Source organism: Pseudomonas sp. B7(2017), from assembly GCF_002112745.1.
GTDB classification, from domain to species: domain Bacteria; phylum Pseudomonadota; class Gammaproteobacteria; order Pseudomonadales; family Pseudomonadaceae; genus Aquipseudomonas; species Aquipseudomonas ekonensis.
Genome location: NZ_NEIP01000001.1, coordinates 375,037 through 399,534, shown reverse-complemented (window position 1 = coordinate 399,534; position 24,498 = coordinate 375,037). Strand labels below are relative to the sequence as shown.

General features: G+C 64.8%; 24 protein-coding genes and 1 other RNA gene. 9 read left to right on the top strand and 16 right to left on the bottom strand.

Annotated features, from left to right (window positions below; translation table 11 throughout):
• Position 1: 1 nt before the first annotated feature.
• From CAG29_RS01890 to CAG29_RS01875, 4 genes are read right to left on the bottom strand one after another with little or no spacing between them, the layout of a single operon-like run.
• On the bottom strand, positions 2-487 hold the full coding sequence (locus tag CAG29_RS01890; RefSeq protein WP_085581064.1) for a DUF4442 domain-containing protein: 486 nt from the start codon (positions 485-487) through the stop codon (positions 2-4).
• Positions 480-1,667: a 2-octaprenyl-6-methoxyphenyl hydroxylase gene (gene ubiH, locus CAG29_RS01885; RefSeq protein WP_085581066.1), complete on the bottom strand. Its 1,188-nt coding sequence runs from the start codon at positions 1,665-1,667 to the stop codon at positions 480-482. The genes CAG29_RS01890 and ubiH overlap by 8 nt, the downstream gene beginning before the upstream one ends.
• Positions 1,664-2,998: a Xaa-Pro aminopeptidase gene (gene pepP / locus CAG29_RS01880; protein WP_085581068.1), complete on the bottom strand. Its 1,335-nt coding sequence runs from the start codon at positions 2,996-2,998 to the stop codon at positions 1,664-1,666. The genes ubiH and pepP overlap by 4 nt, the downstream gene beginning before the upstream one ends.
• A 27-nt stretch (positions 2,999-3,025) precedes the next feature.
• On the bottom strand, positions 3,026-3,586 hold the full coding sequence (locus CAG29_RS01875) for a YecA family protein (protein WP_085581070.1): 561 nt from the start codon (positions 3,584-3,586) through the stop codon (positions 3,026-3,028).
• Between the two features lie 135 nt (positions 3,587-3,721).
• Here CAG29_RS01875 and CAG29_RS01870 point away from each other — a divergent pair, with 135 nt between their 5' ends.
• The 4 genes from CAG29_RS01870 (at position 3,722) to CAG29_RS01855 (ending at position 5,140) form a co-directional block, all read left to right on the top strand.
• Positions 3,722-3,931 carry a TIGR02449 family protein gene (locus tag CAG29_RS01870; protein ID WP_085581072.1) on the top strand — a complete coding sequence of 70 codons (210 nt, stop codon included), beginning with the start codon at positions 3,722-3,724 and terminating at the stop codon, positions 3,929-3,931.
• Positions 3,928-4,245, top strand: coding sequence for a cell division protein ZapA (locus CAG29_RS01865; RefSeq protein WP_085581074.1), 318 nt, complete (start codon positions 3,928-3,930; stop codon positions 4,243-4,245). The genes CAG29_RS01870 and CAG29_RS01865 overlap by 4 nt, the downstream gene beginning before the upstream one ends.
• A 30-nt stretch (positions 4,246-4,275) precedes the next feature.
• A non-coding RNA gene (ssrS, locus tag CAG29_RS01860) (6S RNA) lies at positions 4,276-4,454 on the top strand.
• A gap of 80 nt (positions 4,455-4,534) precedes the next feature.
• Complete coding sequence (locus CAG29_RS01855) at positions 4,535-5,140, top strand: 5-formyltetrahydrofolate cyclo-ligase (RefSeq protein WP_085581076.1); 606 nt, start codon at positions 4,535-4,537, stop codon at positions 5,138-5,140.
• A 37-nt stretch (positions 5,141-5,177) separates the two neighbouring features.
• On the opposite strand, the gene CAG29_RS28425 is transcribed toward CAG29_RS01855, so the two are convergent.
• Positions 5,178-5,333 carry a hypothetical protein gene (locus tag CAG29_RS28425; protein ID WP_170929950.1) on the bottom strand — a complete coding sequence of 52 codons (156 nt, stop codon included), beginning with the start codon at positions 5,331-5,333 and terminating at the stop codon, positions 5,178-5,180.
• A 196-nt stretch (positions 5,334-5,529) separates the two neighbouring features.
• Between CAG29_RS28425 and CAG29_RS01850 the strand changes: the two genes are divergently transcribed.
• Positions 5,530-5,982, top strand: a complete 453-nt coding sequence (locus tag CAG29_RS01850) for an EVE domain-containing protein (RefSeq protein WP_085693799.1) — start codon at positions 5,530-5,532, stop codon at positions 5,980-5,982.
• Positions 5,983-6,160: 178 nt separating this feature from the next.
• Here CAG29_RS01850 and CAG29_RS01845 read toward each other — a convergent pair whose 3' ends face one another.
• Positions 6,161-6,568, bottom strand: a complete 408-nt coding sequence (locus tag CAG29_RS01845) for a flagellar basal body-associated protein FliL (protein WP_085581080.1) — start codon at positions 6,566-6,568, stop codon at positions 6,161-6,163.
• Between the two features lie 150 nt (positions 6,569-6,718).
• On the opposite strand from CAG29_RS01845, the gene CAG29_RS01840 reads away from it, so the two are divergent.
• Complete coding sequence (locus CAG29_RS01840) at positions 6,719-7,696, top strand: NADPH:quinone oxidoreductase family protein (protein WP_085581082.1); 978 nt, start codon at positions 6,719-6,721, stop codon at positions 7,694-7,696.
• Positions 7,697-7,711: 15 nt separating this feature from the next.
• On the opposite strand, the gene CAG29_RS01835 is transcribed toward CAG29_RS01840, so the two are convergent.
• Positions 7,712-8,341, bottom strand: a complete 630-nt coding sequence (locus CAG29_RS01835) for a flagellar basal body-associated protein FliL (RefSeq protein ID WP_085581084.1) — start codon at positions 8,339-8,341, stop codon at positions 7,712-7,714.
• Positions 8,342-8,565: 224 nt separating this feature from the next.
• Here CAG29_RS01835 and glpT point away from each other — a divergent pair, with 224 nt between their 5' ends.
• Positions 8,566-9,915 (top strand): glycerol-3-phosphate transporter, encoded by a 1,350-nt coding sequence (gene glpT / locus CAG29_RS01830; protein ID WP_085581086.1) that lies wholly within the window; start codon positions 8,566-8,568, stop codon positions 9,913-9,915.
• Here the strand turns inward: glpT and CAG29_RS01825 are convergent.
• From CAG29_RS01825 to trxA, 6 genes are all read right to left on the bottom strand, one after another.
• Positions 9,891-10,559, bottom strand: a complete 669-nt coding sequence (locus tag CAG29_RS01825) for a gamma-glutamylcyclotransferase (RefSeq protein WP_085581088.1) — start codon at positions 10,557-10,559, stop codon at positions 9,891-9,893. The two genes, glpT and CAG29_RS01825, sit on opposite strands and share 25 nt — an antisense overlap.
• Positions 10,560-10,755: 196 nt before the next feature.
• The gene (locus CAG29_RS01820) at positions 10,756-11,724 is read right to left on the bottom strand and encodes a CDP-6-deoxy-delta-3,4-glucoseen reductase (protein ID WP_085581090.1); all 969 of its coding nucleotides are present in this window, start codon (positions 11,722-11,724) and stop codon (positions 10,756-10,758) included.
• Complete coding sequence (ubiD, locus tag CAG29_RS01815) at positions 11,724-13,190, bottom strand: 4-hydroxy-3-polyprenylbenzoate decarboxylase (protein ID WP_085581092.1); 1,467 nt, start codon at positions 13,188-13,190, stop codon at positions 11,724-11,726. Before ubiD ends, CAG29_RS01820 begins: the two co-directional genes overlap by 1 nt.
• A gap of 69 nt (positions 13,191-13,259) precedes the next feature.
• Entirely contained in the window at positions 13,260-15,254 is a 1,995-nt protein-coding gene (locus CAG29_RS01810) for an acyltransferase family protein (RefSeq protein ID WP_085693798.1), read from the bottom strand.
• A gap of 195 nt (positions 15,255-15,449) precedes the next feature.
• Complete coding sequence (gene rho, locus CAG29_RS01805) at positions 15,450-16,709, bottom strand: transcription termination factor Rho (protein WP_085581097.1); 1,260 nt, start codon at positions 16,707-16,709, stop codon at positions 15,450-15,452.
• 247 nt (positions 16,710-16,956) lie between these two features.
• Positions 16,957-17,286 carry a thioredoxin TrxA gene (gene trxA / locus CAG29_RS01800; protein ID WP_085581099.1) on the bottom strand — a complete coding sequence of 110 codons (330 nt, stop codon included), beginning with the start codon at positions 17,284-17,286 and terminating at the stop codon, positions 16,957-16,959.
• Positions 17,287-17,561: 275 nt separating this feature from the next.
• On the opposite strand from trxA, the gene ppx reads away from it, so the two are divergent.
• Positions 17,562-19,064 (top strand): exopolyphosphatase, encoded by a 1,503-nt coding sequence (gene ppx, locus CAG29_RS01795; RefSeq protein WP_085581101.1) that lies wholly within the window; start codon positions 17,562-17,564, stop codon positions 19,062-19,064.
• Positions 19,065-19,148: 84 nt separating this feature from the next.
• Here the strand turns inward: ppx and ppk1 are convergent, their stop codons facing one another.
• Both ppk1 and hemB read right to left on the bottom strand, forming a co-directional pair.
• On the bottom strand, positions 19,149-21,371 hold the full coding sequence (ppk1, locus tag CAG29_RS01790) for a polyphosphate kinase 1 (RefSeq protein WP_085581103.1): 2,223 nt from the start codon (positions 21,369-21,371) through the stop codon (positions 19,149-19,151).
• 18 nt (positions 21,372-21,389) lie between these two features.
• Positions 21,390-22,403: a porphobilinogen synthase gene (gene hemB, locus CAG29_RS01785; protein ID WP_085581105.1), complete on the bottom strand. Its 1,014-nt coding sequence runs from the start codon at positions 22,401-22,403 to the stop codon at positions 21,390-21,392.
• Between the two features lie 208 nt (positions 22,404-22,611).
• Between hemB and CAG29_RS01780 the strand changes: the two genes are divergently transcribed.
• Positions 22,612-23,268, top strand: coding sequence for a DedA family protein (locus tag CAG29_RS01780; RefSeq protein WP_085581107.1), 657 nt, complete (start codon positions 22,612-22,614; stop codon positions 23,266-23,268).
• Here the strand turns inward: CAG29_RS01780 and CAG29_RS01775 are convergent.
• Positions 23,249-24,484: a sterol desaturase family protein gene (locus tag CAG29_RS01775; protein ID WP_085581109.1), complete on the bottom strand. Its 1,236-nt coding sequence runs from the start codon at positions 24,482-24,484 to the stop codon at positions 23,249-23,251. The genes CAG29_RS01780 and CAG29_RS01775 overlap by 20 nt on opposite strands.
• Positions 24,485-24,498 lie beyond the last annotated feature (14 nt).

Here is a 24,498-nt window from a genome sequence, read left to right as displayed (position 1 = left end):
TTTAGGCCTGTCTCGCTTGCGGCTTGAGCCGCACGTAAAGGGTTTTTCCGACCCGCGCCACCAGGGTGCCGGCGCCGTCATGAATGTCGACCTGCAACTGCGGCAGGTACTTGTCGCCGTTGGCGGTCTGCCGGCGGACGTCGTCCAGCAGCGCGTCGTCGATGCTGAACCTTGCGAACACAGGGCCCTTGCCCGGTGAGATGAAATCGATGTCGGCGGCCTTGTCCCAGACGATGTAGCGCGGCCCGAGGTTCTCCATCAGCATCAGCATGAAGAACGGGTCGACCATCGAATACAGACTGCCGCCGAACTGGGTGCCGACGTAGTTGCGGTTGTGCCAGCCCAACCCCATCGACACCCGGATGTCGCGAAAGTCATCGCTGATGTGCCGCACCCGGACGCCGGCGCCCAGATACGGCGGGTAGAACGTCAGGAACCAGCGCATCAGCCGCGCCTTGCCGAAGCGGCGCATCAGCCACTTACGCATCCGGCCGCGTCCCCAGCCCCATGGCCTGGCGGGCGAACCAGCGCTTGGCCGGCGGCAGCAGATCGAGGCCGAGCAGGCCGATGTTGCGCCCCAGCGCCACCAGGGGCTGGGTGCTGCCGAACAGGCGGGTGACCTGGTCGGAGAAGCCCACGGTGAGGGTCTGGTCCAGGCGTTGGCGTTCGCGGTAGGCCTGCAGCGTGGCGAAATCGCCCAACGGCTTGTCGCTGGCCAGCAGCGCGGCCGCCAGCGCATCGGCATCGCGCAAAGACAGGTTGAAGCCTTGCCCGGCGATCGGGTGCAGGCTGTGGGCGGCATTGCCGAGCACGGCCAAATGCGGGCGCACCTGTTCTTCGGCCTCCACCAGCGCCAGCGGGTACAGGTGCCGGGCGCCGACCTGCTTCAGGGTGCCGAGGCGATAGCCGAACACACCTTGCAGTTCGCTGAGGAAATCCCGCTCGCTGAGGCCGGTCAGGCGCTGCGCGTCCATCCCCAGCCGTGTCCAGACCAGTGCGCAGCGGTTGTCCGGCAGCGGCAGCAAGGCCATCGGGCCGTCATCGGTGAAGCGCTCGAAGGCCATGCCGTTGTGCGCTTCGCTCGGGGTGATGTTGGCGATCAGCGCGCTCTGGTTGTACGGACGCTTGCGCACGTTGATGCCCAACTGCTCGCGCAGGCCGGAGCGGCCGCCGTCGGCGAGCACCGCCAGGTCGCATTCGACCGTGGTCTCGTCGTTGAGGGTCAGGCGGTAACCGTCGGGCAAAGGCTCCAGGCGCGTGACCTCCGCCGGGCAGCGCCAGCTGATCACGTCCTTGTCCAGGTGCTGCCACAGGCACTGGCCGAGCCAGGCGTTCTCCACCACGTAACCGAGGGCCGGCACACCCTCCTCCATCGCCGACAGGCGGGCGGTGGAGAAGCGTCCGCGGTCGGACACATGGATCTGCTTGATCGGCTCGGCGCGGCGGGAGATCTCCTGCCACACGCCCAGCCGCTGATAGATCTGCCGCGAGCCGAACGACAGCGCCGACGACCGGGCGTCGTAGCTCGGCTGCCAGGTGTCGCCGGGGGCGAACGGTTCGATCAGCACGATTTTCCAGCCCCGGGCCTTGGCCCCGGCCTGCAGGGCCAACGCCAGGCTGGCGCCGACCAGGCCGCCGCCGATGATCGCCAGATTGACCCGACTCATGCCGCGTCCGCCCGGGCCTGCGCCATCAGGGCCTCGATCTCGGCGACGGTCTTCGGCACGCCGCCGGTCAGGATTTCACAACCGTTCTTGGTCACCACCACGTCGTCCTCGATGCGCACGCCGATGCCGCGCCATTTCTTCGCCACGTTCAGATTGTCCGGGGCGATGTAGATGCCCGGTTCCACGGTCAGCGCCATGCCGACCTCCAGCACCCGCCATTCGCCGCCGACCTTGTACTCGCCGACGTCGTGCACATCCATGCCCAGCCAATGCCCGGCGCGGTGCATATAGAAGGCCTTGTAGGCTTCGGACGCGATCAGCTCGTCGACCTCGCCCTGCAACAGCCCCAGCTCCACCAGCCCGGCGGTGATCACCCGCACCGTGGCTTCGTGCGCCTGGTTCCAGTGCCGGTTCGGGGCGATTTGCGCGAACGCGGCTTCCTGGGAGGCCAGCACCAGCTCGTAGATCGCCTTCTGCTCGGCGGAAAACTTGCCGTTGACCGGCCAGGTGCGGGTGATGTCGCTGGCGTAGCAGTCGATCTCGCAGCCGGCGTCGATCAGCACCAGGTCGCCGTCCTTGAGCAGCGCATCGTTCTGCTGGTAATGCAGGATGCAGCCGTTGCGCCCGGCGGCGACGATCGAGCCGTAGGCCGGCATCTTCGCCCCGCCCTTGCGGAACTCGTAATCGAGCTCGGCTTCCAGGCTGTACTCGTGCAGGCCGGGCCGGCCTGCACGCATCGCCCGGATGTGGGCCTGGGCCGAGATCCGCGCGGCCTCGCGCATCACCTTCACTTCCGCCGCCGATTTATACAGGCGCATGTCGTGCAGCAGGTGATCCAGGGCAACGAATTCGTTCGGCGGCTGGGCGCCGAGGTGGGCCTTGGAGCGGATCACGTTGATCCAGTCCATCAGGTGCCGGTCGAACTCCGGGTTGCTGCCCATGGCCGTGTACACCCGGTCGCGGCCTTCGATCAGGCCCGGCAGGATGTCGTCGATGTCGGTGATGGGGAACGCGTCGTCGGCGCCGTAGTCGCGGACCGCGCCTTCCTGGCCGGCGCGCAGGCCGTCCCACAGCTCGCGCTCGGGGTTGCGCTCACGGCAGAACAGCACGTATTCGCCGTGCTCGCGGCCGGGCATCAGGACGATCACGGCCTGGGGCTCGGGGAAGCCGCTCAGGTACTGGAAATCGCTGTCCTGGCGGTAGACGTGCTCGACGTCGCGGTTGCGGATGGCCACCGCGGCGGCGGGCAGGATGGCGATGCTGTTGGGTTCCATCTGCGCCATCAGCGCCTTGCGGCGACGGCCGTACTCCGCTTTCGGGATATGGATCATGGGCAGACGGACGTCCCTGTTCGGCGATCAGTGCAGAGAAGGCTTGGCGGCCGGTGCGCCAACCTGCTTGTTGGTTTCGGTGAACAGCAAGAGCGGAGCGACCCGCAGGTACTCCATGACTTCCATGTAGTCGCTCTCGCCGTCTTCGGAGTCTTCCAGCGCATCCTGGACCTGGGAGATCGCGACCAGATCCTGCAGCACTTCAGTGGCTTCGGTGCTCAGGCTGCTGCGGTCGGGCGAGTTCTGGCCGAAACCGGAAATGAAGCCCTGGCACCACTGGCCCAGCGCGGCGGCGCGTTCGGCCAGCGGCGCGTCGTCGGTCGGCAGCAGCAGGACCACGGCCATGTCTTCGCCGGTCAGTTCGCTCTTGACCATTTCCTGGAGGCCGATCAGGGCGTTGCGCACGTTGTCCCCAGGCTCGGTCTCGAGCAGGGAGGCCACGTCGCTCAGCCAGCCGTCGACGTCGAAGCCGGCGCCGGCGCAGCTGCGGCCGAGCAGCAGGCCGTGCAGTTCGGCGGGCGAGACGGGATGGCCACTGGCGCTCAGCAGGGTGGCGAAGGCTTGATAAGGGGAATTCTGAATGGGCATGGGCAGCTAGGCGCCAGACGGCGCTATGTCTAGAATGAAGGCCTTGTATCCTACATCGACAGACCCGCCAAGACCATTAAAGGCTGACCGCCAGCCAGGCGCCCGCCTCCGTCAGACACGAAATCAGTGGACACAATGGAAGACATCGACCTGCAAGCGCTGATGGCCAGACTCGAACTGCTGATTGACCGAGTCGAGCAACTTAAGAGGCAAAACGCACTCTTAACAGCTCAGGAAAAGACCTGGCGCGAGGAACGCGCGCATCTCATTGAAAAAAACGAAATCGCCCGGCGTAAGGTCGAATCGATGATTTCGCGTCTCAAGGCCCTGGAGCAAGACTCATGAGTTCAAGCAATAGCGTCACCGTGCAGATCCTCGACAAAGAGTATTCGATCATCTGCCCCCAGGAAGAGCGCAGCAACCTGATCAGCGCCGCCCGCTACCTGGACGGCAAGATGCGCGAGATCCGCAGCAGCGGCAAGGTCATCGGCGCCGACCGCATCGCCGTGATGGCCGCGCTGAACATCACCCACGACCTGCTGCACAAGGAAGACCGCCCGGCCCTGCAGGCCAGCGGCTCGACCCGCGAGCAGGTGCGCGACCTGCTCGAACGCGTCGATCTGGTGCTGGCCACCGATCCGGACGTCAGCAAGGGCTGATTCGCCGGGACGCTTGAGGTATACTCGCGGCACTCCCTGGGGTGCTTGCCAGTTGACGATGTCCCTGAGCCGATTTGCACTACCCTGGGGGTTGCACGTTGGGCTGGTGTGCATGTCCGCCAGACGGAAAGCCTTAAAGCCTACTGCATCCTCCACCTTGAACTCTCGGGTTCAAGGGCTAAGTCGACAGCGGCTCATCCGGGGAGCCTGATTCGAATCCGATGCCGGTGCATGCCGGCATCGGATTTTTTATGCGTACGTTTTCGCACCCCTTCGCCGAAGCCGAACCATGACCGAACCCGCGCCGCCGACCCGCCCCCAATTGCGCCGACAGCTGCGCAAGGCCCGCCGCTCGCTGACGCCGAGCCAGCAACGCGAGGCCGCCGAAGGCCTGTACCGGCAATTGGCGCAGCACCCGCAGTTCCGCCGCGCCAAGCATGTTTCCCTGTACCTGCCCACCGACGGCGAAATCGACCCGCGCCTGCTGCTGCGCGCCGCCCAGCGCCGGGGCAAGGCCACCTACCTGCCGGTGCTCAGCGCCTGGCCGCGGACCAAGATGGTGTTCCAGCGCATCCGCCCCGGCGAGAAGCTTGCGCCCAACCGTTTCCGCATCCTCGAACCGCGGATCAACCCGGCCCGCCAGCGCAGGATCTGGGCGCTGGACCTGGTGCTGTTGCCGTTGGTGGGGTTTGACGATGTCGGCGGACGCCTGGGGATGGGCGGCGGCTTCTACGACCGCAGCCTGGCCTACCTCGCTCGGCGCAAGAACTGGCGCAAGCCGGTGCTGCTGGGGCTGGCCCATGAATGTCAGAAAGTGGGGCGTCTGGCGCAGGCCAGCTGGGATGTGCCGTTGCAGGGCACGGTGACGGACAAGGCGTGGTACGTCGCAGAATAGACGCCGCGAGGGAAAAGGCAGCGTCGCAAGAAGGGGTTCAGCGCTTGAAGGCGGTCGACTGCTGGACCTGCTGCGCCACTTCGACCGGTGCGTCGGCCTTGTTGGCCCACAGGCTCTGCGCATAACCGGTGGTCACGACGCCGAGACCGAACAAGATCACCAATGTCCAAAGCAAATCCGGTTTGCGTTTCATCGATTGCCCCCCTCAAGGCACATCATCACGATGACAGCAGCGGTTTCCGTTCGTAGCCGTGCAGCAGCGTCAAGCTTTAAAGGCCGGCATTTTGCGACAACGTGAACCGCCGCGCAAACGCTGACGTCAACCGACCGTCGGTTTGTCATAAAATTGCCGACGACCTGCCCGACGACCCCAGCGAGGAGCAAGAACCATGGCCTATTGGCTGATGAAATCCGAACCCGACGAGCTCTCGATCAAAGGCCTGCAGCAGCTCGGCAAGACGCGCTGGGACGGCGTGCGCAACTATCAGGCGCGCAATTTCCTGCGTTCCATGGCGGTCGGCGACCTGTTCTTCTTCTATCACTCCAGCTGCCCGGAGCCGGGCATTGCCGGGATCGGCCGGATCGTTCAGGCGGCCTACCCGGATCCGACGGCGCTGGAGCCGGAAAGCCACTACTACGACCCGAAGGCCACACCCGAGAAAAACGCCTGGAGCGCGATCGATGTGGAGCACGTCGAGACGTTCGCCCGGGTGCTCAAGCTCGATTACCTGAAGCAGCAGACCGCGCTGGCGGAAATGCCGCTGGTGCAGAAAGGCTCGCGGCTGTCGGTGATGCCGGTGACGCCGCAGCAGTGGGCGGCGGTGGTTGCGCTCAAGCCTTGAGCCGTTCGTCGGCGCAAAGAATGCCTTGCGATCGATGCTGCCCGGCGGCGCCTCGACTGGCGCCATCGCCAGCAGGCTGGCTCCCGCAGGGTATAGCGGATGAGCAGGATCTGCGTCACCACCAAAACCTTTGGGAGCTTGCCTGCAAGCGATGAGGCCGGCGCAGTCACCCCGTCATTTACTGAATGATCAGGTTGTTGAACAGCAGATCCTCGACCACCGGCTTGCCGGTTTCGTCGTTCATCACCTGCTGGGTCTGCTTCAACGCTTCCTGACGCAGCTTTTCCTTGGCTTCGAGGCTGTTCATGGTCTCGGTCGACTGCTGGGCGAACAGCGCCACCAGTTGATTGCGGATCAGCGGCTCGTTGGCCTTGACCAGCTTGGTCGATTCCTCGCCGGTCACGCGCAGCGCCACGTCGGCCTTGTAGACCTTCAGCTTCGGCGTGCCGTCCAGCCCGTAGTTGCCCACGAACGGCGGGCTCAGGGTGATGTAGTTGACCTTCGGCGCCTCGCCTTCTTTGGCTTCTTCGGCCAGCGCTGCCACAGGCAGAGACAGGGCCAGCAACAACATGATCCACGCTTTCACAATTCGCTCCTTATCCGGTTTGCGGCCTAGCATAACGGCCCGCCGCGCAAGCACAAGCTTATGGCGGACTATCAGGGCCGGGCATGCTCGTTGACCCGTCGACGGCCACACCTACACTTATCGGCCATCACTCCCAAAGGAATAGCCCTGATGAAAGCCGTGCTGTGCAAAGCCTTCGGCCCTGCCGAATCGCTGGTGCTGGAAGAGGTCGCCAGCCCTGCCCCGAAGAAGAACGAAATCCTGCTGGAGGTGCACGCCGCCGGGGTCAATTTCCCGGACACGCTGATCATCGAGGGCAAGTACCAGTTCAAGCCGCCCTTCCCGTTTTCGCCGGGCGGCGAAGCGGCCGGCGTGGTGCGTGAAGTCGGGGAGAAGGTCAGCCATCTCAAGGTCGGCGACCGGGTGATGGCGTTGACCGGTTGGGGCAGCTTCGCCGAGCAGGTCGCGGTGCCGGGCTACAACGCGCTGCCGATCCCGCCGTCGATGGACTTCAGGACGGCCGCCGCCTTCAGCATGACCTACGGCACCTCGATGCACGCCCTCACCCAGCGCGGCAACCTGCAACCGGGCGAAACCCTGCTGGTGCTCGGCGCGTCCGGCGGCGTCGGCCTGGCCGCCGTGGAAATCGGCAAGGCCCTGGGCGCCCGGGTGATCGCCGCCGCCAGCAGCGCCGAGAAGCTCGCGGTGGCCAAGGCCGCCGGCGCCGACGAACTGATCAACTACAGCGAAACCAGCCTCAAGGACGAGATCAAGCGCCTCACCGACGGCCAGGGCGCCGACGTGATCTACGACCCGGTCGGCGGCGACCTGTTCGACCAGGCCATCCGCGCCATCGCCTGGAACGGCCGCCTGCTGGTGGTGGGTTTCGCCAGCGGACGCATCCCTGAACTGCCGGTCAACCTCGCGCTGCTCAAGGGCGCTGCGGTGCTCGGCGTGTTCTGGGGCTCCTTCGCCCAACGCCAGCCCCAGGACAACGCCGCGAACTTCCAGCGACTGTTCGGCTGGTTCGCCGAAGGCAAGCTCAAGCCGCTGGTGTCGCAGGTGTATCCGCTGAGCGAGGCGGCGCAGGCGATCAATGACCTGGGCCAGCGCAAGGCGGTGGGCAAGGTGGTGGTGCAGGTGCGCTGAGCCGGCAAAGTACCGTCAGATCCGGGGCGACATCGCTCCGTCACCCGGCAGCAGGTGCTCCTGGACCTTCTCGCTGCGTGACGGAATGAGTCGCCCCTTGTCGTCGAAACGCAGGACGATCACCCAGTCGTAGACCCCGTCCGGCCACTTGCGCTGGCCCATCAGCGCCGTGGCGTCGCCGCCGAACGCCTTGATCAGCTTGTCGATGTGCCCGTGGTGCCAGGCGATCAGCACCGTCGGCGCCTTGTTGCCTTTGCGCAGCAATTTCACCAAGTCATGGACATCGCCGTTGATGTAGGGCTGCTCGACCGACAGGTTCAGACGCCGGGCCAGCGGGGTCAGGGTCAGGCGCGAGCGGACGCTTTCGGGGCTATCGCCGGCGGCCAGCAGGCGCTGGGGCGTCAGCGCCTGGCCATCCAGCTCCAGCGGGTTGAAGTAATCGGCATAGGCCGCGGCACGCTGCTCGCCCCGGGCGTTGAGTTCGGTTCCGACGTCGGGCTTCTCGGCATGCCGGATGATCAGCACCGTGGCATTGCGCAAACCGGAATGCCCGGGATGGTCAGTGAAGACCAGCGCCAGCAAGCCGGCGGTGAGAACGGCCGCCACCAGCAGGCGGACCACAAGCATGCGCACCTTCAAAGCCATCATTCATCTCTGCAGAACAGTCGGTCGACGGATCGCGAGTCTAAGCCGCCCGATGTTCACAAGTGGTGAAAACGCCCCGTTCTTACAGCTGAGCGACAGGTTCGTAAAAGAACGTGCGTTTTCCAACATTTCCGCTGTTTTGCGGATGGCAGGCGGTGCTATTTTCGGTAACGAAACTGTAACATTCACATCCGCAGTCAAAACAAGAATTCTGGAGCTCTTGAATGTTTGCTTTCTTTCGACCTGCCGCACATCAGGCTCCCCTGCCTGAAGAAAAAATCGACAGTACCTACCGACGCCTGCGCTGGCAGATCTTCGCCGGCATCTTCTTCGGCTACGCGGGCTACTACCTGCTGCGCAAGAACTTCTCCCTGGCCATGCCGTACCTGATCGACCAAGGCTACAGCCGCGGCGACCTGGGCCTGGCGATGTCGGCCATCGCCATCGCCTACGGCCTGTCCAAGTTCCTCATGGGCCTGGTGTCCGACCGTTCCAACCCGCGCTACTTCCTGCCGTTCGGCCTGCTGGTGTCCGCCGGGGTGATGTTCATTTTCGGTTTCGCGCCATGGGCGACCTCCAGCGTGACCATGATGTTCATCCTGCTGTTCATCAACGGCTGGGCCCAAGGCATGGGCTGGCCGCCGAGCGGACGCACCATGGTGCACTGGTGGTCGCAGAAGGAGCGCGGCGGCGTGGTGTCGGTGTGGAACGTGGCGCACAACGTCGGCGGCGGCCTGATCGGCCCGCTGTTCCTGGTCGGCATGGGCCTGTTCAACGACTGGCACGCCGCGTTCTACGTCCCGGCGGCGGTGGCCCTGGCGGTGGCGGCGTTCGCCTTCATCACCATGCGCGACACCCCGCAGTCGGTCGGCCTGCCGCCGATCGAGAAGTACAAGAACGACTACCCGGAAGGCTACGATGCCAGCCACGAAGACGAATTCAGCGCCAAGGAAATCTTCGTCAAGTACGTGCTGCGCAACAAAATGCTCTGGTACATCGCCATGGCCAACGTGTTCGTCTACCTGCTGCGCTACGGCGTGCTGGACTGGGCGCCGACCTACCTCAAGGAAGCCAAGCACTTCGACGTCGACAAGACGTCGTGGGCGTACTTCTTCTACGAGTGGGCGGGGATTCCGGGCACCCTGCTGTGCGGCTGGATGTCGGACAAGATCTTCCGCGGCAACCGCGGCCTGACCGGCATGGTGTTCATGGCCCTGGTGACCGTGGCGACCCTGGTGTACTGGCTGAACCCGGCCGGCAACCCAACCGTCGACATGATCGCCCTGTTCTCCATCGGCTTCCTGATCTACGGCCCGGTCATGCTGATCGGCCTGCAGGCGCTGGAATTGGCGCCGAAGAAAGCCGCCGGTACCGCAGCGGGCTTCACTGGCCTGTTCGGTTACCTGGGCGGTTCGGTCGCGGCCAGCGCCGCAATGGGCTACACCGTCGACCACTTCGGCTGGGACGGCGGTTTCGTGCTGCTGGTGGGCGCCTGCCTGCTGTCGATGGCCTTCCTGGCCCCGACCCTGCTGCACAAGCAAGCCGCCAGTCAGAGCCGCGAAGCGCTCGCCTGATCGGCCTGTGACCGGCAGCGCCTGAGCCGCGCCTCCAGATTGCGGTCTGGCATGGCGTGGCTGCGCAGGGCGTGGGCGGTCTGCTCGACATAGTCGCGCGTCGTGCCGTAGCGCCCGCAGGCGCTTTCGAACACCTGGCTCAGCACATGGTCCGGCAGGTTGCCGGCATAGCTGGGCAGGTGCCGCTCCAACACGAACCCCAACGCCTGAACCTGATTGCCATCCTCCAGACGGCAATTGAGCCAGTGCGGCCGGTAGGACGGAAACGGCATCTCGCGTTTCCACAGGGCATACAGCGCGCTGTCGAGATTGTCTTCCGGCAACCGGTAGGCGAAGCCGCTGCACGAGCCCCCACGGTCCAGGCCGAACACCAGCCCCGGCATCTCCGGCGTGCCGCGGTGCTCGTGAGACCACAGGTAAAGGCCGCGGTGATAGCCGTGCACCCGCCCGCGCACCCGTTCGACCGCCGTGCATTCCGGCCGCCAGATCAGCGATCCGTACGCGAACAGCCACACCGGCCCGCCCTTGTGGCGCGCCATGGTCGATTGCATGGAGAGGAGAAGCTGTTCGTGGGTCAGCTGCGGCCCGAGATCGAGCCGCGGAGGGTAAGCCGGATGCGAAAAACCGTTTTCGATGGCGCTCATGGCGAATAGCGTTCAGCTCCCCGCGGGTGAAGAATTACTAAATAGAACGCACCGCTGTAACAATAAGGCACATATGTTTTAAGGCAATTGAAGTGCCAGGCGCTTTCATTCATCCATTGCCGGATTGATATATAACCTACCGGTATTCATGCAATTACATAAATACCGATCGGCTATATATGGAGGTATATCGAACTTATCCCCGAGGGGCGTAGGCGAACACGTCGGCGCGCATCTGATGGGCGTCCATCCCGGCCTCGACCAGCGCATCGAGCGTGCCGTAGACCATGGCCGGCGAGCCGCTGGCATAGACGTGCAAGGCCTTGAGGTCGGGGAAATCTTCGCACACCGCTTCGTGCAGCATCCCGCAGCGCCCTTCCCAGCCGCATTGATCGCTGACGACCTTGTGCAGGAACAGGTTGGGCAACTTCAGCCATTCGTCCCAATGTTCGATGCGGTAGAAGTCTTCCGGCCGGCGCACGCCCCAATACAGGTGCACCGGGTGCTTGAAGCCGTTGGCCCGGCAGTGTTCGATCAGGCTGTGGATCTGGCCCATGCCGGTGCCGGCGGCGATCAGCACCAGCGGCCCCTCGGGCAGTTCGGCCAGGTGGGTGTCGCCGAACGGCAGCTCGACGCGCACCAGCGGGTTGCGCTGGAGCTGGTCGATCAGGCTCAGCGCGCTGTTCTCACGCGCCAGCACGTGGATCTCCAGGTCGCGGCCGGCGTGGGGCGCCGAGGCCATGGAGAACGCCGATTTCTCGCCGTTCTCGCGCTCGATCATCAGGTACTGCCCGGCGTGGTAGCGCGGCGGCTTGCCGGCCGGCGCCCGCAGGCGCACCCGCCAGGTATCGCCGCCGACGTCCCGGCATTCGACGACCTGACACGACAGGCTGCGCACCGGCAACTCTCCCAGCGCGAGCACGCCATCCCACAGCACGATGCAGTCTTCCAGCGGCTCCGCTATGCAAGTGTAGAACTCGCCGTGGTCATGCACCTTGCCGGCCTGTTCGACCCGGCCTTCCACCAGCAGCGCCGCGCACACATGGCAATTGCCGTTGCGGCAGCTCTGCGGGCATTCGTAGCCCAGGCGCCGCGCACCATCGAGAATCCGCTCGCCGGGCCGTATCTCTAGCACCGCTCCGGAGGGCTGAAGGGTTACACGCATCAATCTATTCCTAACTGATTCCAGATGGCATCGATCCGTTGGGTGACGGCGTCGTCCTTGACGATGACGCGGCCCCATTCGCGAGTGGTCTCGCCCGGCCACTTGTGGGTGGCGTCCAGCCCCATCTTCGACCCCAGCCCCGACACCGGCGAGGCGAAGTCGAGGTAGTCGATGGGCGTGTTGTCGATCATCACCGTGTCGCGCTTGGGGTCCATGCGCGTGGTGATGGCCCAGATCACGTCGTTCCAGTCCCGGGCGTTGATGTCGTCGTCGGTGACGATAACGAACTTGGTGTACATGAACTGTCGCAAAAACGACCAGACACCCAGCATCACGCGCTTGGCGTGCCCCGGATACGACTTCTTCATCGTCACCACGGCCATGCGGTACGAGCAGCCCTCGGGCGGCAGGTAGAAGTCGGTGATCTCCGGGAACTGCTTCTGCAGGATCGGCACGAACACTTCGTTCAGCGCCACGCCGAGGATCGCCGGCTCATCCGGCGGCCGGCCGGTGTAGGTGCTGTGGTAGATCGGCTTGATGCGGTGGGTGATGCGCTCGACGGTGAACACCGGGAAGCTGTCCACCTCGTTGTAGTAGCCGGTGTGGTCGCCGTAAGGGCCTTCGTCCGCCATCTCGCCCGGGTGGATCACGCCTTCCAGGATGATCTCGGCGGTGGCCGGCACCTGCAGGTCGTTGCCGCGGCATTTCACCAGTTCCGTGCGGCTGTCGCGCAGCAGGCCGGCGAAGGCGTATTCGGAGAGGCTGTCCGGCACCGGCGTGACCGCGCCGAGGATGGTCGCCGGATCCGCGCCGAGGGCCACGGACACCGGGAACGGCTGGCCCGGATGCTTCTCGCACCACTCGCGGTAGTCCAGCGCCCCGCCCCGGTGGCTGAGCCAGCGCATGATGACCTTGTTGCGGCCGATCACCTGCTGACGGTAGATGCCCAGGTTCTGGCGATCCTTGTTCGGGCCTTTGGTGACGGTCAGGCCCCAAGTGATCAGCGGCGCGACATCGCCCGGCCAGCAGTGCTGGATCGGCAGCGTAGCCAGGTCGACGTCGTCGCCCTCGATGACCACTTCCTGGCACGGCGCGTCCTTCACGACCTTTGGCGCCATCGCGATGATCTTGCGGAAGATCGGCAGCTTCGACCACGCATCCTTCAGGCCCTTGGGCGGCTCGGGCTCCTTGAGGAACGCCAGCAGCTTGCCGATCTCGCGCAGTTCGTCGGTGGACTCGGCGCCCATGCCCATCGCCACCCGCTGCGGGGTGCCGAACAGGTTGCCGAGCACCGGGATGTCGAAGCCGGTCGGATTCTCGAACAGCAGCGCAGGCCCCTTGGCCCGCAGGGTGCGGTCGCACACCTCGGTCATCTCCAGCACCGGCGAGACGGGCACCTGGATGCGTTTCAACTCTCCGCGCTGCTCAAGCTGCTGCACGAAATCCCGAAGATCCTTGAATTTCATTGACGATGGCACCCTCAAAATAGGCGTACATCCTACCTGCTATGCCGCCCGCTGGCAGCCCGTCAGGCCTCACTTGGCTGCATTGGCCTGCCCTTTGCGAAGGTTCGCCCCGGCCTGCAGGCCGACGAACAACGGTTCGAGGACCGGCGCCACGAACCGCGCGCCGACTTCCGAGAGGTGATTGTCGTCGGTGTACAAGGAATGGCCGTCGAGTTCGGCGCGGCAAAAACCTTCCGCGTCGCACAGCCGCGGCGCCGGATCCACCACCCGCACCGCCGGATCCTGCGCCAGCTGGGCGAACAGCCCGCTGATGAAAGTCTGCCGCTTGAGGTGCTCGCCGAGCGCCAGGCCGACATCGTCCACCGGGCGGTTGAGCATCGCCAGGCGCGTGAGCCGGTACGGCGGGCTGAACGCCTGCAGCGGCGCCTCCTTCACCAGCCAGACCCGATGCCCGCCGGCCCGCAGCTGCGCCACCCGCGCCCGCAGGCCATCGGCCAGGCGCTGCTCGGCGACGGCGCGGTCGTAGTGCCCGTCGGCGGCCTTCAGGGCGTGGGCCAGATCGCCCTTGGCGTCGCCGTAGAGGTAGAGGCTCCAGCGCGCCACCAACACCACGTCGCTCACCGGCGGCGCCAGGGCATGCTCGACCCGCTGGTTGAAGCGCGCGCAGCGGGCGTCATGCTCGAGGCCCTGCACCGGCACGCAACCGGGGGAACTGGCCAGCATCACGCTCACGGCATGGGCCTTGGCGCCGTCGTCGAACACCGGGATCAGCGCGGTGGCGTGGCTGTCGCCCCAGACCAGGGTGCGGGCCGGACCGTTCGCGGCGCCGTAATGGCAGAACAGTTTGTCGTCCGGCGTCTTGTCGTCGGCCAGGCAGGCCATCAGCTCCGGCCGCCACTCGCGCCCCTTGGCGTACTGCAGCGCCTGCTCGGACAGGCGCCACGGCAAGCCGTCGGTCCAGCGCAGGCTCTGTCCGGCCAGGCCGATCACCAGCACGCCGCAGGCACCGGCCAGCAGGATCTGCCGACGGCCGGCGAGCAGGCGACGCTCGCGGAACGGCGTCTCGACGAATTTCCAGGACAGATAGCCCAACACCAGCGTCAGCAGAATCAGGCCCAGGGTGTCGAACGCGCCCGGCTCATCGACACTGGCGTAGCGGGAGAACACGAACACCGGCCAGTGCCACAAGTACCAGGAATACGACACCAGGCCGAGACCGACCATCAACCGGCTGCTCAGGAGCTCGCCGACCCAGGTCCGGCGGTGCCCGTTGGCCAGGATCAGCGCCACCACGCCCAGCACCGGCAGCAGCGCCGCCGCACCGGGGAACGGCGTGGCCTTGTCGTAGCCGAACACCGCCAGCAGGATCAGGGCCAGGCCGAGCAGGCTCAGGCCCTGGGCCGCCATCGGCTTCAGGCGCCAGGCGCTTTTCGGCGCCACCGCCAACATCGCTCCGGCCAGCAGCTCCCAGGCGCGCATGGGCAGCAGGAAGAAGGCTTTTTCCGGGTGGTGGCTGACGGCCCAGACACTCAGGCCGAAGGACACCAGCAACACGCCGAACAGCGCCAGCCGCCAGTGCTTCAGGCGCCCGGACAGCACGGTCAGCAGCAATGGGAAGAGAATGTAGAACTGCTCCTCCACCGCCAGCGACCAGGTGTGCAGCAGCGGCTTGAGGTCGGAGGCGACATCGAAGTAGCCGTCCTGCCGCATGAACAGCAGGTTGGAGACGAACATCACCTGGTAGCGCACCGAGCGCCCCAGCTCTTCGTAGTCCTTTGGCGCCAGCAGGAACCAGCCCACCGCCAGCACGACGAGTATCATCGCAAACAGCGCCGGCAAGATCCGCCGGGCGCGCCGGGCCCAGAAGTCGACGAAGCTGAAGCGCCCGGCCTGGCGCTGGTTCCAGATGATCGAGGTGATCAGGTAGCCGGAAATCACGAAGAACACGTCCACGCCGACAAAACCGCCGGTAAAGCCCGGAACCCCGAAATGGAACAGCACGACGGCGATCACCGCGACTGCGCGCAAGCCGTCGATATCCCTTCGATAAGCGAGAGTGCTCATAATTTGTTCAATGCCGATCAGATGGTTGTTTTCTGTGCGGCCGCGACGCTCTCCATGAGCCGCCCGCACTCGCTGCCTGTTGTTATGCCCAGTCACTGACCATACCAGATCGCGAACCTCCCATCGCCCAGACAAAAAAACAGGCAAAAAAATGGCGCCCCGCAGGGCGCCACTTTTCGGACTCGACCGTCTATGTCACTTGCGCTTCATCGACAGGAAGAATTCGTCGTTGGTCTTGGTCGTCTTCAGCTTGTCGACCAGGAACTCGATGGCCGCGACTTCGTCCATCGGGTGCAGCAGCTTGCGCAGGATCCACATGCGCTGCAGCTCGTCGTCGGCGGTCAGCAACTCTTCGCGGCGGGTGCCGGACTTGTTGATGTTGATGGCCGGGAACACACGCTTCTCGGCGATGCGGCGGTCCAGCGGCAGCTCCATGTTGCCGGTGCCCTTGAACTCTTCGTAGATCACTTCATCCATCTTCGAGCCGGTCTCGACCAGCGCAGTGGCGATGATGGTCAGCGAGCCGCCTTCTTCGATGTTGCGCGCCGCGCCGAAGAAACGCTTCGGCTTCTCCAGGGCGTGGGCATCGACACCACCGGTCAGCACCTTGCCGGAGCTCGGGATCACGGTGTTGTAGGCGCGGGCCAGACGGGTGATGGAATCCAGCAGGATCACCACGTCCTTCTTGTGCTCGACCAGGCGCTTGGCCTTCTCGATCACCATTTCGGCCACTTGCACGTGACGGGTCGGCGGCTCGTCGAAGGTCGAGGCGACCACTTCGCCGCGCACGGTGCGCTGCATTTCGGTCACTTCTTCCGGACGTTCGTCGATCAACAGCACGATCAGGTGAACTTCTGGGTTGTTACGGGCGATGTTCGCTGCGATGTTCTGCAGCATGATCGTTTTACCGGCCTTCGGCGGCGCCACGATCAGACCACGCTGGCCTTTGCCGATCGGCGCGCACAGATCGATCACACGACCGGTCAGGTCTTCGGTGGAACCGTTGCCGGCTTCCATCTTCATGCGCACGTTCGGGAACAGCGGGGTCAGGTTCTCGAACAGAATCTTGTTCTTCGCGTTCTCGGGACGGTCGAAGTTGATCGTGTCGACCTTGAGCAGGGCGAAATAACGCTCGCCTTCCTTCGGCGGGCGGATCTTGCCGACGATGGTGTCGCCGGTGCGCAGGTTGAAACGGCGGATCTGGCTCGGCGAGACGTAGATGTCGTCGGGACCTGCGAGGTAGGAAGCGTCAGCGGAGCGCAGGAAGCCGAAGCCGTCCTGGAGAATCTCCAGCACGCCATCACCGGAGATTTCCTCACCGCTTTTCGCGTGCTTTTTCAGCAGGGAGAAAATCACGTCCTGCTTGCGCGAACGGGCCATATTTTCTATGCCCATGTCTTCGGCCAGCTGGAGCAGGTCGGTAATCGGCTTTTGCTTGAGTTCAGTCAGATTCATATAGGAATGACGTAATCATTTATAGAGGGGGGAAATTAAGCTTTTGGCTTAATGAGGCCGCGCCGCGGAGAAGGCGACAGGATCGCGTACTTGTTCGAAAGGAGTGCGTCGGCGACGGCTAGCAGGGGGCAGTGGAGAAACCAGTGCGGGGCCGAATGTATCACCTGAGTTTCGGAGCGTCTAGCCCTGAATAAGCAAAAAGCCCCGCAATTTGCGGGGCCTTTTTCAGCGGACTTTACAGCGGCGCTCAGAGGCTGGCGTCGAGGAAAGCCTTGAGCTGGGACTTCGACAGCGCGCCGACCTTGGTCGCTTCGACGTTGCCGTTCTTGAACAGCATCAGGGTCGGGATGCCGCGCACGCCGTGCTTGGCCGGGGTTTCCTGGTTCTCGTCGATGTTCAGCTTGGCGACGGTCACCTTGCCCTGGTACTCGGCGGCGATGTCGTCCAGGACCGGAGCGATCATCTTGCACGGGCCGCACCACTCAGCCCAGTAGTCGACCAGGACAGCGCCTTCGGCCTTGAGTACGTCAGCTTCGAAGCTAGCGTCGCTAACGTGTTTGATCAGATCGCTGCTCATGGAATTCTCCAGGTTGTAAGCAAAAAAACGTGGCCCATCATAGCCGCCCTTCCCCTGTTCAGGAAGCCGCAGATGATTGAGTCTCGCTATGGTGGCTCATGAGTTTGGGTATAGCTCAAACCGCGCGTCGCCGGGGCCCCGGCGAAAGGCGGCAGCTCAGGTCGGCCAAGGATCTTGCGCGAATCTGCGCAGGATCAAGGGTTTGGCCCCTGCGCGTTGGCGGCGGCGTTTGATCGTGGCACGATGTCGGGGTTATCGACCGAGACCCCCTGACCATGCCCCAGAACCAAGCCAAGAATCTGTCCCTGATCGCCGCGATCGACCTGGGCTCCAACAGCTTCCACATGGTCGTGGCCAAGGCCCAGAACGGCGAGATCCGCATTCTCGAACGCCTCGGGGAGAAGGTCCAGCTCGCCGCCGGCATCGACGAAGAGCGCCACCTCAACGAAGAATCCATGCAGCGCGGGCTCGACTGTCTCAAGCGCTTTGCCCAACTGATCAACGGCATGCCCCTGGGCGCCGTGCGGATCGTCGGCACCAACGCCCTGCGCGAGGCGCGCAACCGCGTCGAGTTCATCCACCGCGCCGAAGAGATCCTCGGCCATCCGGTGGAGGTCATCTCCGGCCGCGAAGAAGCGCGCCTCATCTATCTGGGCGTCTCCCACACCCTCGCCGACACGCCGGGCAAGCGCCTGGTGGCCGACATCGGCGGCGGCAGCACCGAATTCATCATCGGCCAGCGTTTCGAGCCGCTGCTGCGCGAAAGCCTGCAGATGGGCTGCGTCAGCTTCACCCAGCGCTACTTCAAGGACGGCAAGATCACCCCGGCCCGCTACGCCCAGGCCTACACGGCGGCGCGGCTGGAGATCATGAGCATCGAGCACGCCCTGCACCGCCTGACCTGGGACGAGGCCATCGGCTCCTCGGGCACCATCCGCGCCATCGGCCTGGCGCTGAAGGCCGGCGGCCACGGTTCGGGCGAGGTCAACGCCGAAGGCCTGGCCTGGCTCAAGCGCCGGCTGTTCAAGCTCGGCGACGCGGACAAGATCGACTTCGAAGGCATCAAGCCTGACCGCCGGGCGATCTTCCCGGCAGGCCTGGCGATTCTCGAGGCGATCTTCGACGCCCTCGAACTCAAGCGCATGGATCACTGCGAAGGCGCGCTGCGCGAAGGCGTGCTGTACGACCTGCTGGGCCGCCACCATCACGAAGACGTGCGCGAGCGCACCCTGACGTCGCTGATGGAGCGCTACCACGTCGACCTGGAACAGGCGGCGCGGGTCGAGCGCAAGGCCCTGCACGCCTTCGACCAGGTCGCCGCGGACTGGGACCTGGAGGACGGCATCTGGCGCGAACTGCTGGGTTGGGCGGCGAAAGTGCACGAAGTCGGCCTCGACATCGCCCACTACCACTACCACAAGCACGGCGCCTACCTGATCGAGCACTCGGACCTGGCCGGGTTCTCCCGCGAGGACCAGCAGATGCTGGCGCTGCTGGTGCGCGGCCACCGCCGCAACATCCCCAAGGACAAGTTCGCCGAGTTCGACGACGACGGCATCAAGCTGATCCGCCTGTGCGTGCTGCTGCGCTTCGCCATCCTGTTCCACCACATCCGCGGCACCCAGGCGATGCCGCAAGTGGCGCTGCACGCCAACGGCGACACCCTCGATGTGGAGTTCCCGGAACACTGGCTGGACGACAACCAGCTGACCCAAGCGGACTTTGCCCTGGAGGCGGAGTGGCTGACGCGGGTCGGGATCGTGCTGACTGTCCACTGACCGGTGGCGACCGACCCGCCACAGGAAACCGGCGAAACAAGAAGGCGATCCCGAGGGATCGCCTTTTTTGTGCCTGGCCGTCGGTCAGCTGCTGACCGGCAGGATCGGGCTGCCCAGCCGCTCCAGCAGCGTCGCCTGGGCGCTGCGCGGGTTCTGGTTGCCCGTCGGCGTGTTGCGGATGTAGCGGCCGTCCGACTGCAGGCTCCAGCTGTGGGTGTTGTCGGTCAGGTACAGCTCCAGCTCCTTCTTGACCCGGGTCAGCAGCTTCTTGCCTTCCACCGGGAAGCAAGTCTCGACCCGTTTGTCGAGGTTGCGCTCCATCCAGTCGGCGCTGGAGAGGAACATCTGCTCCTCGCCGCCGTTGAGGAAATAGAACACCCGGGTGTGCTCCAGGAAGCGGCCGATGATCGAACGCACGTGGATGTTGTGCGATACCCCGGCGATGCCCGGACGCAGGCAGCACATGCCGCGCACCACCAGGTCGATGCGCACGCCGGACTGGCTGGCCTTGTACAGCGCGCGGATGATCTTCGGATCGGTCAGCGAGTTGAACTTGGCGATGATGTGCGCCGGCTTGCCGTCGAGGGCGAACTGCGTCTCGCGGGCGATCATGTCGAGCATGCCCTTCTTCAGCGTGAACGGCGCATGCAGCAACTTCTTCATGCGCAGCGTCTTGCCCATGCCGATCAGTTGGCTGAACAGCTTGCCGACGTCTTCGCACAGGGCATCGTCGGAGGTCAGCAGGCTGTAGTCGGTGTAAAGGCGGGCGTTGCCGGCGTGGTAGTTGCCGGTGCCGAGGTGGGCATAGCGCACGATCTCACCCTGCTCGCGGCGCAGGATCAACATCATCTTGGCGTGGGTCTTGAAGCCGACCACGCCGTAGATCACCACCGCGCCGGCCGCCTGCAGACGGCTGGCCAGCTGCAGGTTGGACTCTTCGTCGAAGCGCGCGCGCAGCTCGATGACCGCGGTCACTTCCTTGCCGTTGCGCGCCGCGTCCACCAGGGCATCGACGATTTCCGAGTTGGCGCCGGAGCGGTAAAGGGTCTGGCGCACCGCCAGGACGTGCGGATCCTTGGCCGCCTGGCGCAGCAGATCCACCACCGGCGTGAACGACTCGAACGGGTGCAGCAGCAGGATGTCCTGCTTGCTGACCACACTGAAAATGTTCTCGCTGTTCTGCAGAAGCTTGGGGATCTGCGGGGTGAACGGGGCGTTCTGCAGCTCCGGATGGCTGTCCAGGCCAGTGATGCTGAACAGGCGGGTCAGGTTGACCGGGCCGTTGACCTGATACAGCTCGGTCTCGCTCAGGTTGAACTGCTTGAGCAGGTAGTCGGACAGATGCTTAGGGCAGGTGTCGGCGACTTCCAGGCGCACCGCGTCGCCGTAGCGGCGCGAGAACAGCTCGCCGCGCAGGGCCCGGGCCAGGTCTTCGACGTCTTCGGAGTCGAGCGCCAGGTCAGCGTTGCGGGTCAGGCGGAACTGGTAGCAGCCCTTGACCTTCATGCCCTGGAACAGGTCATCGGCGTGGGCGTGGATCATCGACGACAGGAACACGTAGTTGGCGCCCGGGCCGCCGACCTCTTCCGGCACCTTGATGATCCGCGGCAGCAGGCGCGGCGCCGGGATGATCGCCAGGCCCGAGTCGCGGCCGAAGGCGTCGATGCCTTCGAGCTCGACGATGAAGTTCAGGCTCTTGTTCACCAGCAGCGGGAACGGGTGCGTCGGGTCGAGGCCGATCGGGGTGATGATCGGCGCGATCTCGTCGCGGAAATAGCGGCGCACCCAGGTCTTGAGCTTGGTGGTCCAGTAGCGCCGGCGGATGAAGCGGATCTGGTGCTTTTCCAGCTCCGGCAGGAGGATGTCGTTGAGAATCGCGTACTGGCGGTCCACGTGACCGTGCACCAGTTCGCTGATCCGGGCCAGGGCCTGGTGCGGCTGCAGGCCGTCGGCGCCGGCCTGCTCACGGGCGAAGGTGATCTGCTTCTTGAGGCCGGCGACGCGGATCTCGAAGAATTCGTCGAGGTTGCTGGAGAAGATCAGCAGGAACTTCAGCCGCTCCAGCAACGGATAGGACTCGTCCAGCGCCTGTTCCAGCACGCGGATGTTGAACTGCAGTTGCGACAATTCCCGGTGGATGTACAGGCTGCTGTCATCCAGGCCCGGAATCGCGATCACCGGGGCCGCGGCGGCTTCGGCGGCCGGCGCGGGTGGCGCGGGCTCGAGCTCCGGTGGCGTCTCGGTGATCTGCTCGACCACAGGTTGAGCGTCTTTTACGGCAACTTCAGTGAGTCCTTCGGTATTCATCGAATGTTCCTGGGAGGGCTATTTCTGCTCTCGTAACAATTGGGCGGCACGGACAGCAAAGTAAGTCAGGATGCCATCAGCGCCCGCACGTTTAAAGGCGGTCAGGGATTCGAGGATCACGCCTTCGCTCAACCAGCCGTTCTGGATCGCCGCCATGTGCATGGCATATTCGCCGCTGACCTGATAGACGAAGGTCGGCACCTTGAAGGCATCCTTCACCCGGAACAGGATGTCCAGGTACGGCATGCCCGGCTTGACCATCACCATGTCCGCGCCTTCAGACAAGTCGGCGCCCACTTCGTGCAGGGCTTCGTCGCTGTTGGCCGGATCCATCTGATAGGAGGCCTTGTCGGCCTTGCCCAGGTTCGCCGCCGAGCCCACCGCGTCGCGGAACGGCCCGTAATAGGCACTGGCGTACTTGGCCGAGTAGGCCATGATCCGCACGTTGACGTGGCCGGCCACTTCCAGGGCCTCGCGGATCGCCTGGATGCGCCCGTCCATCATGTCCGACGGAGCCACCACCTGGGCGCCGGCCTCGGCATGGGACAACGCCTGCTTGACCAGCGCATCGACGGTGATGTCGTTCTGCACGTAGCCGCTTTCGTCGAGGATGCCGTCCTGGCCGTGGGTGGTGAACGGATCCAGGGCGACGTCGGTGATCACGCCCAGTTCCGGGAACCGCGCACGCAAGGCCCGGGTGGCGCGCTGGGCGATGCCTTCGGGGTTCCAGGCTTCGGCGGCGTCGAGGGACTTGAGCCCGGGCGGGGTGACCGGGAACAGCGCCAGCGCCGGAATGCCCAGCTCAACCCACTTGGCCGCCTCTTCCAGCAGGAGGTCGACGGTCAGGCGCTCCACACCCGGCATCGAGGCCACGGCTTCACGGCGGTTCTCGCCGTCGAGCACGAACACCGGCAGGATCAGGTCGTCGACCGTCAACACGTTTTCACGCACCAGCCGACGGGAAAACCCGTCACGGCGGTTGCGGCGCAGGCGGGTGGCTGGGAACAAGCGGTTGGCAGGGGTAAAGCTCACGGCAGACTCCTGAGCCCGCGCAGACGGGCGAGCGTGACAGTTATAAGCGGCCATTATGACGGTCGTATTACAGTTATGTGCACCCCTGTGACAGGTAGTCGCATTCCATTGTCAGTGTAGGAATTGTTCACGTCGAGACACATTTCGACACTTTCCTGAATGTGTCCGAAGGGTTAGGCTGCGCGTTCATTTCGCCAGCACCCAGACAATGCTCCAACAACTTCTGCATGACTTCGGCTACTTTGCCTTGTTTCTCGGCACGTTCTTCGAAGGCGAAACCATCCTGGTGCTCGCGGGCTTCCTCGCGTTCCGTGGCTACATGGACATCAACCTGGTGGTGGTCGTGGCGTTCTTCGGCAGCTACGCCGGCGACCAGCTGTGGTACTTCCTGGGCCGCAAGCACGGGCGCAAGCTGCTGGCGCGCAAGCCGCGCTGGCAGATGATGGGCGACCGGGCGCTGGAGCACATCCGCAAGCATCCGGACATCTGGGTGCTGAGCTTCCGCTTCGTCTACGGCCTGCGCACCGTGATGCCGGTGGCGATCGGCCTGTCGGGCTATCCGCCGGGACGCTACCTGCTGCTCAACGGCATCGGCGCGGCCATCTGGGCCGCCGCGCTGGCCGCCGCCGCGTATCACTTCGGCGCCGTGCTCGAAGGCATGCTGGGCAGCATCAAGAAGTACGAACTGTGGGTGCTCGGCGGCCTGCTGGTGCTGGGCCTGCTGCTGTGGCTGCGCCGACGCTTCAAGAATGCGCGGCTGGCCAAGCAGGTCTACGAAGACGAACAGGCCGCCAAGGCCGAGCGGCGCAAGGCCGAACTGGCCAGCGCGGCCGAGACCAAGACGCCTAAGACGCCAGCCGAGTGAGTCGCTGGCGGCAGCAGTACAGGCCGATGCCGCTGAGCAAGGTGTAACTGAGCAGGCCGATCCACGCCACCGGGCTGGCCGGCCACAGCCCCACCAGCGGCGCCAGCCACACCAGCGGCAGGTTCGAGGCCAGCCGCAGCAGCTCCACCCGCAACGCCCACGGGCGATTCTCCAACGCCGTGCCCAACGCGAACAGCCCCAGCGCCACCGCGCCCCAGCCGAGCACCAGCGCACCGGCGGGCAGGCTGTGCTCAAGGTTCATCAGGTAGCTGCCCAACGCAATGTAGACGCCGAACTGCAGCACCACGTACCACTGCTGGCGGCCGTCCAGCGGCACCTCGAACTTGCGGAACTGGCTCAGGTCCGGCTTGCTCATCGGGTACTGCGCCGCCACGTCCGCCGGGCGCCAGCCGGTGCGCATGAACCAGATCCGCAGCTTGTCCCATCTGCTGCGCGTGCGTCGCGCGTCGTCCCACAATTGCGCATAGAACTGCAGGTTGGCCCACAGCGGGTTCCAGCTCGCCAGCGGCGTGGTCACGCCGAAAATCACCGGTTCGTTGTCGTCCTCTTCCTGGAACGAGCCGAACAGCCTGTCCCAAACGATGAACACCCCGCCGTAGTTGCGGTCCATATAGAGAGCGTTCTGCGCATGGTGGGCCCGATGGTTGGACGGCGTGACGAAGAACCACTCGAACCAGCCGAGCTTGGGGATGTGCCGGGTGTGCACCCAGAACTGGTACAGCAGGTTCAGCGCCGCCACGCTGACGAACACCGGCAGCGGCACCCCGGCCAGCGCCATCGGCAGGTAGAAGATCCAGCTCAACAGGAACCCGGTGCTGGTCTGGCGCAGGGCCGTGGAAAGGTTGTAGTCCTCGCTCTGGTGATGCACCGAGTGGGCGGCCCACAGGATGTTGCGCTCATGGCCCATGCGGTGCAGCCAGTAGTAGCAGAAGTCATAGAACACGAAGGCGAACACCCAGACCCAGACGCTGTCGGCCGGCAGCCGCAGCAGGGCCATGTGATCCAGGGCGAACGCATAGGTCACCAGCCCCACGCCCTTGGTCAACAGGCCGGTGGTGGTCGACAGCACGCCGGTGCTGATGCTGTTCACCGCATCGGCCACGCGGTAGTTGCTCACCCCGCGCCAGCGGTCGGCGACGAGCTCCGCCGCGATCAGCACAAAGAAGAACGGTACCGCATACAGAATGAAATCCATGACGCGCCCTGATC